The 13,022-nt window shown below is 74.3% G+C and carries 14 protein-coding genes; 10 read left to right on the top strand and 4 right to left on the bottom strand.

The window, feature by feature from the left end:
- The first annotated feature begins 32 nt into the window (after positions 1-32).
- The 3 genes from ACVW07_RS09720 (at position 33) to ACVW07_RS09710 (ending at position 3,542) form a co-directional block, all read left to right on the top strand.
- Positions 33-773, top strand: a complete 741-nt coding sequence (locus ACVW07_RS09720; RefSeq protein ID WP_456818552.1) for a hypothetical protein — start codon at positions 33-35, stop codon at positions 771-773.
- 203 nt (positions 774-976) lie between these two features.
- Entirely contained in the window at positions 977-1,564 is a 588-nt protein-coding gene (locus ACVW07_RS09715; RefSeq protein WP_456819045.1) for an HdeD family acid-resistance protein, read from the top strand.
- 109 nt (positions 1,565-1,673) lie between these two features.
- Complete coding sequence (locus ACVW07_RS09710; protein ID WP_456819044.1) at positions 1,674-3,542, top strand: M48 family metallopeptidase; 1,869 nt, start codon at positions 1,674-1,676, stop codon at positions 3,540-3,542.
- A 319-nt stretch (positions 3,543-3,861) separates the two neighbouring features.
- On the opposite strand, the gene ACVW07_RS09705 is transcribed toward ACVW07_RS09710, so the two are convergent.
- On the bottom strand, positions 3,862-4,779 hold the full coding sequence (locus tag ACVW07_RS09705) for a CPBP family intramembrane glutamic endopeptidase (protein WP_456819043.1): 918 nt from the start codon (positions 4,777-4,779) through the stop codon (positions 3,862-3,864).
- 302 nt (positions 4,780-5,081) lie between these two features.
- On the opposite strand from ACVW07_RS09705, the gene ACVW07_RS09700 reads away from it, so the two are divergent.
- From ACVW07_RS09700 to ACVW07_RS09685, 4 genes are read left to right on the top strand one after another with little or no spacing between them, the layout of a single operon-like run.
- Positions 5,082-5,708, top strand: a complete 627-nt coding sequence (locus ACVW07_RS09700) for a hypothetical protein (protein ID WP_456819042.1) — start codon at positions 5,082-5,084, stop codon at positions 5,706-5,708.
- A complete protein-coding gene (locus ACVW07_RS09695) occupies positions 5,705-6,001 on the top strand; it encodes a transcriptional regulator (RefSeq protein WP_456819041.1) in 297 nt (98 codons plus the stop codon). The genes ACVW07_RS09700 and ACVW07_RS09695 overlap by 4 nt, the downstream gene beginning before the upstream one ends.
- Complete coding sequence (locus ACVW07_RS09690) at positions 5,998-6,957, top strand: ABC transporter ATP-binding protein (protein WP_456819040.1); 960 nt, start codon at positions 5,998-6,000, stop codon at positions 6,955-6,957. The genes ACVW07_RS09695 and ACVW07_RS09690 overlap by 4 nt, the downstream gene beginning before the upstream one ends.
- On the top strand, positions 6,954-7,745 hold the full coding sequence (locus ACVW07_RS09685; RefSeq protein WP_456819039.1) for an ABC transporter permease: 792 nt from the start codon (positions 6,954-6,956) through the stop codon (positions 7,743-7,745). Before ACVW07_RS09690 ends, ACVW07_RS09685 begins: the two co-directional genes overlap by 4 nt.
- 40 nt (positions 7,746-7,785) lie before the next feature.
- On the opposite strand, the gene ACVW07_RS09680 is transcribed toward ACVW07_RS09685, so the two are convergent.
- From ACVW07_RS09680 to ACVW07_RS09670, 3 genes are read right to left on the bottom strand one after another with little or no spacing between them, the layout of a single operon-like run.
- Positions 7,786-10,323, bottom strand: coding sequence for a heavy metal translocating P-type ATPase (locus tag ACVW07_RS09680; protein ID WP_456821058.1), 2,538 nt, complete (start codon positions 10,321-10,323; stop codon positions 7,786-7,788).
- 50 nt (positions 10,324-10,373) lie between these two features.
- The gene (locus ACVW07_RS09675; RefSeq protein ID WP_456819038.1) at positions 10,374-10,607 is read right to left on the bottom strand and encodes a heavy-metal-associated domain-containing protein; all 234 of its coding nucleotides are present in this window, start codon (positions 10,605-10,607) and stop codon (positions 10,374-10,376) included.
- Positions 10,608-10,633: 26 nt separating this feature from the next.
- Positions 10,634-10,936, bottom strand: coding sequence for a metal-sensitive transcriptional regulator (locus ACVW07_RS09670; RefSeq protein ID WP_456821057.1), 303 nt, complete (start codon positions 10,934-10,936; stop codon positions 10,634-10,636).
- Between the two features lie 63 nt (positions 10,937-10,999).
- On the opposite strand from ACVW07_RS09670, the gene ACVW07_RS09665 reads away from it, so the two are divergent.
- From ACVW07_RS09665 to ACVW07_RS09655, 3 genes are all read left to right on the top strand, one after another.
- The gene (locus ACVW07_RS09665; RefSeq protein ID WP_456819037.1) at positions 11,000-11,458 is read left to right on the top strand and encodes an RrF2 family transcriptional regulator; all 459 of its coding nucleotides are present in this window, start codon (positions 11,000-11,002) and stop codon (positions 11,456-11,458) included.
- 111 nt (positions 11,459-11,569) lie between these two features.
- Positions 11,570-12,553, top strand: coding sequence for a sulfite exporter TauE/SafE family protein (locus tag ACVW07_RS09660; protein WP_456819036.1), 984 nt, complete (start codon positions 11,570-11,572; stop codon positions 12,551-12,553).
- A gap of 234 nt (positions 12,554-12,787) precedes the next feature.
- On the top strand, positions 12,788-13,021 hold the full coding sequence (locus tag ACVW07_RS09655) for a hypothetical protein (protein WP_456819035.1): 234 nt from the start codon (positions 12,788-12,790) through the stop codon (positions 13,019-13,021).
- Position 13,022 lies beyond the last annotated feature (1 nt).

Raw genomic sequence — 13,022 nt, 5'->3', positions numbered from 1 at the left:
TGTATGAGGCGGCTGCGCGGCAGGATCCGGCGTTGTTGACCACCCGGTACATGCGTGCCCCGCAGTGCAACGTGCCGACCGGTGGTGCCGCGGAGCCGGGTGCGCCGGTCGGGCCGGCGCCCGTGGACGGCGGCGCGCTTCCCGCATGCGGCAGCACGAACGCGACGATCATCGTGCCGACCTGCATCGACGGTCCCGCGATCCTGCCGCTGTGGCGCCAGACCCGCGCCTCGATCACGGACTCCTGGGCGGGCCTGCCCTGGACCCTGGCGATCGGGTACTCCTGCCCCGAGGACGCCGTGCCGACCATGACCGAGGCCGACTTCCGACGCCTGCCCCTGCCACCACCGGTCCTGCGGATGGAACCCGACCAGGGCTGGGTCCTGGTCAACATCGACACCATCGTGATGACCGACCCCACCCCACAGTCCTTCCGTACCGACCTGCTCGGCTACGGCGTGGACGTCATCGCCACCCCGACCACCTTCGACTACGACTTCGGCGACGACCTGGACGGCCTGGTCACCACCAGCCCCGGCCACCCCTGGCCCCACCAGGACACCGCGCACGTCTACCAGAGCACCGGCACCCGGCAGATCACCTTGACCACGACCTGGACCGGCCGCTACCGGGTCGACGGCACCAGCATCTGGCGCGACATCACCGGCACCGCCCACACCACCATCACCGGCGCACCCTTCGACGTCCAAGAACGCCGCTCCCACCTCGTCAGCGGCCTCTGCACCGACATCCCCCAACCAGCCGACTGCTGAACCACCCACCGACCGGGCACCCGAGGCGCCGACGTGAGAGCCGCCCGCTCCCGTCGAACGACCACGGGATCGCCTCGCCGCTGCTCCGGCGCGCCTGCGGGTGTCGGTGCTGGTCCGGGCGGCTAGCGTGGCCGACGAGGAGCACCGTGGCATGCGGGTGGGTCCCGCTCGGTGCTCTGTGGGCTGACGCCCGAGGGGGTCCGATGACTGACGAGCTCGGCACCGACGTCGACGCGAAGCTGCGCGGGATCTGGTGGCTGCCGGTGGTCCGCGGGATCGTGCTGCTGGTCGTCGGCTTCCTGATGCTCGCGCACCCGTTCAACACCGCCGCCGCGCTGGTCTGGGTGTTCGGGATCTTCGCGGTCGTCGACGGGCTCCTCACGCTGGGGCAGTGGTTCTCGAACCGGCACGAGGAGGGCAGCATCTGGTGGGCCGTCCTGGGACTCGTCAGTGTCGGGTTCGGCCTGGTCGCGGTCCTCTGGGCGCCCGAGACGGCGAAGGCGATCTTCTACCTCATCGCGATCTGGGTCCTCGTCGTCGGCATCCTCGGTGTGATCGCCGCCGCGACCCTCTACCGGGCCCGCGACATCGGGTGGTTCTGGGTGCTGGCCCTCGGGCTCGTCACGTTCCTGATCGGCCTCCTGATGCTCGTCAACCCGCAGGAGACGATCGCTGTGGTCATGGTGATCTTCGGGCTCTTCGCGTTCGTGGCCGGGGTGCTGCTCGTGGTCAGCGGGTTCGCCACGCGGGCGTTCAGCCGGGCGGTGGGGCGCGGGTCGGCGGCGGTGTAGCCGCCTCCGTTCTTCACCTCCCGTTCCACCGCGCGTGGAGCACCGGGCTCAGTAGGCTCCGCGCACGATCCTCGTGCGGCCGCACGCGGGCGGGTGGCGGAGGCAGACGATGACGACGACGTTCCGGGCGGCGCTGTCGCTGCTGCTGCTGGCGGGGTTCTACGTGGTGGCGCTCGCGATGATCGCCGGGCTCGGTCTGCTCTCGGCGTTCGCCTTCCGTTCCGGCGCCGGGACCGGCGGGGCGAAGCTGGCGTTCGTCGCCCTGGCGGCGGGCATCGCCGTCGTCGCGGCTCTCGTCCAGGTGGCTCGGTCCCGGCCGCAGCCCGAGCCGGGGCTGCAGGTCTCCCGGGCGAACGCGCCGGCGCTGTGGGCGGAGCTCGACCAGCTCGCCGTCGTGGCGCAGACCCGGGTTCCCGACGAGATCCGGCTCGTCCCCGACGTGAACGCCGCGGTCTCGGAGGACGCGCGGCTGCTCGGGCTGGTCCCCGGCCGCCGCAGGCTGTACCTGGGCGTGCCGCTGGTGCAGGCGCTCGACGTGTCGCAGCTGCGGTCGGTCCTCGCGCACGAACTTGGCCACTACTCGCGCAGCCACACCCGGCTCGGACCGTTGACGTACCGCGGACGGGTGGCGATCGGGGCCACCCTGGACGCGCTGTCCGGCAACATCGTGGTCTGGGCGCTGAAGGGCTACGCCCGGCTGTACCTGCTGGTGTCCGCCTCCGTGAGCCGCCGTCAGGAGCTGGAGGCCGACGACCTGTCCGTGCGGGTCGCGGGCCGGTCGGTCGCCCAGGGGACGCTGAAGGAGCTGCCGCTCGTCGACCGCGCGTGGAGCTTCTACGGCGGCTCGTACCTCGACGCGGGGTGGGAGAACGGGCTCGCGCCGACGGCGGCAGGGTTCTTCGGCGGCTTCGGCAGCCTGCTCGCTGCCCGGGGCGACGAGCTCGCGACGATGCGGCAGGACGCGCCGCCTGCGGAGCAGTCGCGGTGGGACAGCCACCCGTCGATCGCCGCCCGGGTCGCTGCCATGGAGGGCATGCCGGACGTGGCCGTCGTGCGCGACACCCGTCCGGCCACCAGCCTCGTGCCCGGGTTCGAGAACGCCGCGGCCGCGCTCGCCGAGCAGGTCGTCGCCTTCGGCGACCGCGTCCGGCTCGACTGGGACGCGTTCACCGCGGCGTCCGTCGCGCAGGCGCAGCAGCGCACGGCGGACACGGTCTACCGCGCCGTCGCGCGCCTGACCGGGCGGCCGCGGGCGACGCTCGCCACGGTGCTGGACGTGGTCGGCGCCGGGCGGCTCGACGAGGTGGTGAGGAGCCTGGGTCTCGACCCGGCGCAGGGTCCGGACGAGGACGGCGACACGCCCGCCGGCCTCGTGCTCGGCGTCGTGGTGCGGTCCGCCGCAGTCCAGGCGGGGATCGGTCGCTGGCAGCACTCGTGGGGCGGCCCGGCCGTGCTGGTGCGCGCGGACGGGCAGCCGCTGGTGCTCGACGACGTGGTCGCGTCCCTGGCCGACCCGGGCGGGGCGCACGCGGCCCGGGCTGCGCTGCAGGCCCTCGGCATCGACGTCGAGCGTGCAGGTCAGGTCTCCGAGGTCGCGACCGCGCACGGCGGAGACGTGGTCGGCGGTCTCGCGACCGTCGACGTGGACGGGAAGCCGGCCGAGGTGCTCGTGCTCGACAACGGGCTGGTCATCGTGCCGAGCACGAAGGACACCGAGGGCGGCAAGGAGCGGCTCGCGATGCTCGCCGGCGTGTCGGCCGTCGAGCTCGCGCGGCGCTACCGGTTCGTCGCGTTCGAGGACGTGGCGACCGCCGAGGTGCTCAAGCGCACGCCGGTGAAGGCGACGTTCACCCTGCACGACGGCACGACGCTCACCCTCAAGGAGCGGTGGTCCGGCGACCGCCTGACGAAGGACAGCGACGAGGTGCTGATCGGTGCGGCCGAGTCGCTCGCCGGGCAGGCCGTGCCCGTCCGCTGATCTCCCCGGCCTGAGCTGACGGCCCCAGACCAACACGGAAGTCCACAGGCAATCGGGAGCGACACCTGTGTTGGTCTCGCCAGGGTGGCCCGGCCGGGCGGCCCCGCGGCGGCGTGGCGGCCCGGCCGGGCGGCCCCGCGGCGGCGCGGGGCGGCGAAGGGACGGCCGGCCCGGGGCGAGACCAACGCTGGTGTCCAAGAGGTGACCGGGAGCGACATCGGTGTTGGTCTCGCCGGCGCGGCGGCCGGCGCGGGGCGGGGCAGGCCGAGGACGGGCCCGGGGCGAGGGCGGAGTCCGGGATCGGGCGGTGGCGGCGCGGCTACGACAGGTGCAGGGCGTCGCGCCACTCGTCGGGGATCGACGCGTAGCCCACGAACACGACCATGTCCATGATCGTGTGCGCGACGACGAGCGGCATGACGCGCCGTCGCCGGCGGTAGTACTCGGCGAACACCAGGCCCATCACGAAGTTCCCGAAGAACGGCCCCCACCCCTGGTACAGGTGGTACGAGCCGCGCAGCAGGGCGGACGCGACGACGATCAGCGGTGTCCGCCAGCGCAGGTCCCGCAGCCGCTCCATGAGGTAACCGACGGCGATGACCTCCTCGAGCAGCGCGTTCTGGACCGCGGCGAACAGCAGGACGGGGATCGTCCACCAGGCCGAGCTCAGGGCCTCCGCCTGCACCTGGACCGTGATGCCGAGCGCGCGGCCGACCGCGTACAGGCCGAGGCCGGGGATGCCGATGACGGCGGCGAGGCCGGCCCCGACGCCGAGGTCGCGCCAGGGCCGGGTGACGTCGAGGCCGATGCGCCGGACGGCCGAGCGGCCGTTCGCGGACAGCAGGTACAGGGCGAGCGCGACAGGGATCAGCGCGAAGCCGATCTGCAGCACCTGGTAGATCAGGTCGAGCCACGGGCGGGCCGAGCGGCTGGGGTTGAGCGTGGCGGTCTGGTCGCCGAGCGGGGGGCCGGCGGTGAGGCGGTCGGCGATCGCGACCATGGCGTAGATGCCGGAACGGCCCAGCGACAGGCCGAGGACGATCCAGATCTCGGTCGTGAGGCGGCGGCGGACGGCGCGGTCGCTCGGCTGCGGCACCGCTGTGGTGGCGCCGGTCGGGAGGTCCGTCGCCGGGCCGGTCGGGCCGGCCGGGTCGCTCGGGTCGCTCGTCGTGAGGCCCGTTCCGGTGGGTCCTGACGTGGGCAGCGCGTGCTCGTGCGGAGCGCCGTCGGCCGTCATGCCGCCGAGCCTAGGACGGCCACGGGTCCGTCCGCTGGGCGAACGCGCGGCGAGCGCCGGACGAACGCCGCGCGAGCACCGGACCAGCGCCGCATCAGCGCGCGATCAGAGCCGGATCAGCGCCGGACGGGCGCCGGATCAGCGCCGGACGGGCGCCGGATCAGCGCCGGACGCGCGCCGGATCAGCGCCGGACGCGCGCCGGATCAGCGCCGGACGGGCGCCGGATCAGCGGCGGGCAGGGTCTTGCGTCGGCACGCTCTGCAAACTACTTTGTGGGACAAACCAGACGGAGGGTGGCCCGATGGACGAGCAGACCGACCCCGCGCCGGCCAGCGCGGCGGAAGCCCTCTCGATCATCAGCGCCCAACAGCGCGTCGCTCGGCAGACCGCCCCGTCCAGCGCCGTGCTCTTCGCGGTCTGGGGCGCCGCGTGGCTCGTGGGGTACGGCGGTCTGTGGCTGTCGGCGGACCGCGGCGCGGGCTCGCCGTCCGTGGCCGCCGCCGTCCTCGCGGCGGCGCTCGGCGTGGCGGCCGTGGTGGTGACGATCGTGCACGTGACCCGGCGCAGCCGGGGGATCACGGGCGAGAGCGCCCGGCAGGGTGTGCTCTACGGGTGGGCGTGGCCGATCGGGTTCCTCGCGATGACCTGGATCGTCGGCGCCCTGGGCAAGGCCGGGGCGTCCGACGAGGTGATCGGGCTCGCTGCCAACGCGACGGCCGCGCTCGTGGTCGGACTGCTCTACCTGGCCGGCGGGGCGATGTGGCGGGCCACCGGCATGTACGTGCTGGGGGCCTGGATCGCCCTCGTCGGCGCGGCGAGCGCCTTCGCCGGGCTGCCCGGCTCGTACCTGTGGCTCTCGCTCGCCGGCGGCGGAGGCATGCTCACCGCCGGGCTCGTCGAGGCGGCCCGCGCCCGGACGGTGCCGTGACCGAGCTCGACCCCGTGATCCACGCGCAGGCCCGCCTCCGGGTCGTCGCCACCCTGGCGAGCCTCGCGCGCGACGACCGCATCGCCTTCCCGCGGCTCCAGAAGCTGCTCGACATGACCGCGGGCAACCTGTCCACCCATCTGCGCCGACTCGAGGAGGCGGGGTACGTGACGATCACCAAGACCCACGAAGGACGCACACCGGCCACGTACGTGTCGCTCACGGGCGCGGGCCGGGTCGCGTTCGAGACGTATGCGGCGAGCCTGCGGACCGTGCTCGGCGGTGCGTCATGACGGTCGTCGAGCTGTCGCACGTGACCCGGACGTTCGGCGAGGTCGTCGCGCTGGACGACGTGTCGCTCACCGTCAGCGAGGGCGAGCTGGTCGGGCTCCTCGGGCCCAACGGCGCCGGGAAGACCACCCTGCTGTCGCTGGTCAGCGGCCTGCGGCGGCCCGACTCGGGGGAGGTCCGGCTGTTCGGCGGCGACCCCCGCTCGGCGGCGTCGCGGATCGGGCTCGGCACCACCCCGCAGGACACCGGCCTGCCGCCGACCCTCACCGTGGGGGAGGTCGTCGACCTCGTCGGGAGGCACTACCCGGCGCCCATGCCACGGGCCGAGGTGCTCGCGCGGTTCGGGCTCGAGGACCTCGCCCGCCGGCAGACCGGCGGGCTGTCGGGCGGCCAGCGCCGGCGGCTGGCCGTCGCGCTCGCGCTCGTCGGGCGGCCGCGCCTCGTGCTGCTCGACGAGCCCACCACCGGGCTCGACGTCGAGGCGCGGCACATCCTGTGGCAGGCGCTGCGCGACTACCACGCCGACGGCGCGACCGTGGTGCTCACCTCCCACTACCTGGAGGAGATCGAGGCGCTCGCGGACCGGGTCGTGGTGGTCGGCGGCGGACGCGTGCTGGCGGACGACTCGCTCGCCGCGGTGCTCGGGCTGGTGGGCCTGCGTCGGGTGCTGCTCACGGTGCCCGCGTCGGTCTCCCTCGACGCGCTGCCCGGGGCCGCCGTGGTGCAGGACGGCGTGCCGACCGGGGACGGCGTGCGGCGGACCGTGCTGGCGTCCGACGCCGACGCGTTCGTGCGGGCCCTCGTCCGCCAGGACGTGCCGTTCCGGGACCTCGAGATGCGGGGCGCGTCGCTCGAGGAGGCGTTCCTCACCCTGACCACGGCCGACGGCGCGACGGACCAGACCGAGGAGCCCCGGACCCGTCCCGGGGTCCAGCCCACCGAGGAGGCCGCACGATGAGCACGACCGTCACCGAGACGCCCACGGCCCGCCCGCGCCCGTTCTGGACGCTGGCCGTGGTCCATGCCCGGTTCCAGTTCGTCGAGACGATCCGCATCCCGATCGCCGTGCTCGGCAACCTGCTCTTCCCGTCGCTGGCGCTGCTGTTCTTCGTGGTCCCGCAGCGGTACGTGGCCGACGACCCGGTGGCTGCCACGGCCGCCGTCGCGCAGCTCGGCACGTTCGCGGTGATGTCGACGTCCCTGTTCTCGTTCGGGGTCGGCGTCGCCGAGGACCGCGCGCTGCCCTTCGACCCGTTCCTGCGCACCCTGCCCGCCGGTCCTGGCCCCCGGCTCGCCGGCCGGGTCATCAACGGGGTGGTGTGGTCGTTCTTCGCGCTGGTGCCGCTCGTCGTGATCGGCTGGCTCCTCACCGCCGCGACCATCACGCCGCCACGGGCGCTCGCCGCTGTCGTGATGGTGCCCGTCGTCGCCGTGCCGTTCCTGCTGCTCGGGCTCTCGATCGGGTACCGGCTCACGTCCAAGGCCGCCATCGCCGTGGTGCAGGCGACGCTGTTCCCGCTCGCCTTCGCCGGCGGGCTCTTCCTGCCGCCCGAGGCGTTCCCGGCATGGCTGGACTCCTTCTCGAAGCTCCTGCCGTCCCGGGCGGCCCGCGACCTGGCCGTCCAGGCCGTGACCGGGGAGCCCGCGTACGCCGGTGCGCTCGTCGTGATCCTGGCCTGGACCGGCCTGTTCGCGGCGATGGCCGTGGTGGCCTACCGCCGCGACGAGGGGCGCCGGTTCCACTGACCCGCGGCCTGGCACGCGGGCGGCCGGGCGCCGCGTCACGTCAGACGAAGCGGCGCAGGCGCAGCGAGTTGCCGACCACGAGGACCGACGAGAACGCCATCGCCGCACCCGCGATCATCGGGTTGAGCAGCCCGAGGGCGGCGAGCGGGATCGCCGCCACGTTGTAGGCGAACGCCCAGAACAGGTTCTGCCGGATGATCCGCAGCGTCCGGCGGGACAGCCGGATCGCCTGCGCCGCGGACCGCAGGTCGCCCCGGACGAGGGTCACGTCGGACGCCTCGATCGCGACGTCCGTGCCGGTGCCCATCGCGAGGCCGAGGTCGGCGGTCGCGAGGGCTGCGGCGTCGTTGACGCCGTCGCCGACCATCGCGACGCGCGCGCCGCCGTCGCGCAGCCGCGTGACGACCGCGACCTTGTCGGCGGGCAGCACCTGGGCGATCACGTCGTCGTCCGCGATGCCGACCTCGCGGGCGGCCGTGCGGGCCGCGCCGAGGTTGTCGCCGGTGAGCAGCACGGGCCGCAGCCCGAGGGCCCGCAGGTCGGCGACCGCGTGCGCCGACGTGGCCTTGACCGGGTCGCGCAGCACCAGCGTGCCGCGCACCGAGCCGTCCCACGCGACCATGACCGCGGTGCCGCCCTGCGCCTCGGCGGCGTCGAACGGCCCGCGCGCGTCGCTGGTTGCGACACCCTGCTCCTCCAGCCAGCCCGGACGCCCGACGAGCACGCGGCGGCCGAGCCCGACCCCGGAGTGAGCCGTGCGGACCACACCCGAGACGCCGTGACCGGCCTCGGCGCGGAAGCCGTGCACCTGGTCGGAGCCGATGACCACGCCGTCGAGGCCGACGGGCACGAGTCCGGGCTCCGGCCCGGTGCCGGCGGGGGCGGTCGCCGTGGCGCGCGCCTGCGTCGGAGCGGCGGCGGCGGCGATGGCCCGGGCGATCGGGTGCTCCGCGAGCTGCTCGACGGCGGCGGCGTACCGCAGCACGTCGTCGCGCGGCGTCCCGTCGACGGGCAGCACGTCGACGAGCGCCATGCGGCCCTCGGTGACGGTCCCGGTCTTGTCGAGCACCACGGTGTCGACGGCGCGCGTCTGCTCCAGCACCTCGGGGCCCTTGATGAGGATGCCGAGCTGCGCGCCCCGGCCCGTGCCGACCAGGAGCGCGGTGGGCGTGGCGAGACCCAGCGCGCACGGGCAGGCGATGATCAGCACGGCGACGGCGGCGGTGAACGCGGCCTGCGTGCCGTTCCCGGTCACCAGCCACGCGACGAACGTGAGGGTCGCCAGGACCAGGACCACCGGCACGAACACCGCGGAGATGCGGTCCGCGAGCCGCTGCACGGGTGCCTTGCCGGTCTGCGCGGCGGCCACCAGCCGGCCGATCTGCGCCAGCCGGGTCTCCTCGCCGACGCGCGTGGCGCGGACGACGAGCGCGCCGGAGGTGTTGATGGTGGCACCCGTGACCTCGTCGCCCGGACCGACGTCGACGGGTACCGGCTCGCCGGTCAGGAGCGACGCGTCGACCGCGCTCGTCCCGGAGACGACCACGCCGTCGGTGGCGACCTTCTCGCCGGGACGGACGGCGAACTCGTCGCCGACGCCGAGCCGGTCCACGGCAACGCGCTGCTCGGTGCGGACCCCGTCGGGGCCTGTGACCAGCAGCGCGACGTCCTTGGCGCCCAGGTCGAGCAGCGCCCGCAGGGCGTCGCCCGCCCGGCGCCGTGACCGGTGCTCGGCGTAGCGGCCGGCGAGCAGGAACGTCGTGACCACGGCCGCGACCTCGAAGTAGAGCTCGGGGACCGCCCCCTCCATGCCGGTCGCCGGCACGAGGGTCGGGGTCATGGTCATGCCGAGCTCGCCCGCGCCCCCGAACAGGAGCGCCCACAGCGACCACCCGGTGGCGGCGACGATCCCGATCGAGACGAGCGTGTCCATCGTCGACGCCCCGTGCCGGGCCGCGCGGACGGCGGCCCGGTGGAACGGCCAGGCCGCCCACCCGGCGACCGGCAGGGCCAGCGCGGCGACGGCCCACTGCCAGCCGGTGAGCTGCAGGGCCGGGACCATCGACAGCAGCAGCACCGGGACGGTCAGCACGGTCGCGACCCGGAGGCGGGCGCGCAGGTCGCTGCCGCGCGTGTCGGTGGGAGCCGACGTGTCCTCGTCGGGCGCCATCTCGTGTCCCGGTGCCATCGAGTGCCCGGACAGCGCGTGCTCGACCGGGTCCATGCCGTGGTGCCCGGCGGCCGCGTGCTCGTCTGCTGCCCGGTCGGCACCTCCGGTCGAGACCGGCACGGCAGACTGCCGGTCTGGCCCCGGGCTGCCGTTCTCGGCAGCCGTGGTGGGGAGGGCAGCGGCGGTACGGGTGGCGGCGGCCGGGCGGCGGGACGAGAGCACTGTCGCGTCGTAGCCGGCCCGGCGGACGGCGGCCACGAGGGCCTCGTCGTCCGCGAACGTGCCGTCCGCATCCGACGGCAGCAGCTCCACGTGCGCGCGCTCCAGCGCGAGGTTGACCGTGGCGGTCGCGCCCGGCACCTGGCCGAGCCGCTTCTCGACGCGCGCGACGCACGACGCGCACGTCATGCCCTCGACGGCGAGGTCGACGAGGACCGGGGTGTCCTGGGCGGGGGTGGTCACAGCAGCGACCTCCGTGGGGTGACGACATAACCGGCCTCGACGACGGCCGCCGCGACGGCGTCCTCCTGCAGCGGGGCGTCCGAGGTGATGGAGACGGTGGACGTGCCGCCCGCGACGAGGTCCACGGCGACGTCGGTGACGCCGGGGAGCTCGGACAGCTCGGTGGTCACGGCGTGCACGCAGTGCCCGCACGTCATGCCGTCGACGGAGAAGGTGGTGGTCTGGGACATCGTCGTGCTCCTCGGTTGGGTGGGTGTCAGCTGCGGACGAGTCGGGCGATGGCGTCGGCGGCCTCGCGGACCTTGGCGGCGCCCTCCTCGGGCGACTGCCGGGCGGCGTCGACGACGCAGTGGCCCAGGTGGTCCTCGACGAGGCCGATGCTCACGGCCTGCAGCGCCTTGGTGACGGCGGAGATCTGGGTGAGCACGTCGATGCAGTAGGTGTCCTCGTCGACCATCCGCGCGATGCCGCGCACCTGGCCCTCGATCCGGCGCAGCCGCTTCAGGTAGTCCTCCTTGGCCGCGTCGTAGCCCGGCACGTGCTGGTGGTCGCTCGTCATGGTCACCCCAACACGATACCCCTAGGGGGTATTCCTTCCGACCGGCGGAGGATGATGGTCGGCATGCGGGTCTCGGCGAAGGCGGACTATGCGGTGCGGGCGTGCGCAGAGCTCGCGTCGAGCGCCCACGGCGACCCCGTGCCGGCCGAGGTGCTCGCCCAGGGGCAGGACATCCCGACGAGCTTCCTGGAGCGGATCCTCGGCGACCTGCGCCGCGCCGGCATCGTCACGAGCGTCCGGGGGCGGTCCGGCGGGTACCGGCTGGCGCGCCCCGCGGACGCGGTGACCTTGGCCGAGGTCATCCGCGCCGTGGACGGCCCGCTCGTCACCGTGCGCGACGAGCGGCCGCCGAGCCTGTCGTACGACGGGTCGGCGTCGTCGCTGCTCGACGTGTGGGTCGCGCTCCGGACGTCGGTGCGGTCGGTGCTCGACGAGGTGACGTTGGCGAGCCTGGTGTCCGGCGAGCTGCCGCCCCACGTCAAGGCGCTGGCCGGGACCGTGGGGGCGTGGGACAACCCCTGAGGCGGTCCGGATGCTGAGCGACGGTCTCGTATCGTAAGACGGGACTTGTTTTAGAACCAAGGTGATCGGAATTATCGATCATTCGTCGTCCCCAGCGCCTGGTGGTCCCCCGTGCCCGCACTCGTCCTGCTCGCCCTTGTCGGGTTCGCCGCCCAGCTCGTGGACGGCAGCCTCGGCATGGCCTACGGGGTCACGTCCTCCACCCTGCTGCTGGCCGTCGGGACCAACCCGGCCGTGGCGTCCGCCAGCGTCCACCTGTCGGAGATCGGCACCACGCTGGTCTCCGGCTTCGCGCACTGGCGCTTCGGCAACGTCGACTGGAAGGTCGTCCTGCGCGTCGGCGTCCCGGGTGCGATCGGCGCCTTCCTCGGTGCGTCCGTCCTGTCGCGGCTCTCCACCGACACCGCGGCGCCGCTCATGTCGACCGTGCTGCTGGCCCTCGGCGTGTACATCCTCATCCGGTTCACGCTGTTCGGGCTGCGCAAGGACCGGCTGCACCTGCCCCTGCGCAAGCGGTTCCTCGGGCCCCTGGGCCTCGTCGCCGGGTTCGTCGACGCCACCGGAGGTGGTGGCTGGGGACCCGTCGGCACGCCCGCGCTCCTCGCCAGCGGACGGCTCGAGCCCCGCAAGGTCATCGGGTCCATCGACACCAGCGAGTTCCTCGTGGCGCTCGCCGCGAGCCTCGGGTTCCTCCTCACGCTCGGCTCGCAGGGCATCGACGTCGGCTGGGTGCTCGCCTTGCTCATCGGCGGCATCGCGGCCGCGCCTCTCGCCGCCTGGCTCGTCCGGCACCTGCCGCCCCGCATCCTCGGGTCCGCGGTCGGTGGCGTCATCGTCCTGACGAACGCCCGCACGCTCGTCCGCAGCGACGTCGTCGGCCTGAAGGGCACCCCGGCGGAGGGGCTGGTCCTCGGGGTCCTCGCCCTCGTGTGGGTGGCTGCGATCGCCTGGTCGGTGCGGGCCTACCGCGCCGAGCGCGCCGCCGAGGGTGCGACCGCCGAGGGCCTCAGCGCTGCGAACCTCGCGGCCGACCTCGGTGCGATCGACCACCGGCTGGACGACGAGCTCGCGGCCACTCCCGGCCCGACTGCCTGAACCTGCGGGGCCCGCCGCCCTCCACGGGTGACCGTCGTCGCCCGCCCGGGTGAGACGAGCCACCCGAAATGTCGCATCTGACCCCATCCTCAGCAATACTGCCTCCGGCGACCAAGGCGGACCGGTGCGTCCGGCGACCAAGGCGGCCGGGTGCGGTCCCGCACGAGGGCCGCAGGTAGTTCTGGGGACGAGCGAAGGCGACGTGTCGTCGACGGCGACGAGAGGTGGGGGCACATGGGCGTGCGCGATCCGGAGCGGCCCCGCGAGGAGCGGACGCCACGGCCAGCGGCCGGGACCTGGAACGAGCGGACCCAGCCCGTGAGTGCCGAGCAGGTCCGTGGCCAGGCGTCGGCGTTCTTCGGGCTCGCCGACCTGGTGCTCGGGCCGCCGACATGGACCCCCACACCGGCCGTACCCTTCCCGCGTCCGGCGCCCCGCACGGAGACCGATCCGCCCACGCTCGGCTGAG

Source organism: Cellulomonas sp. URHB0016 (genome assembly GCF_054057935.1).
The sequence above is the reverse complement of the archived record's forward strand: the minus strand, read 5'-3'. Positions and strand labels throughout refer to the sequence as shown.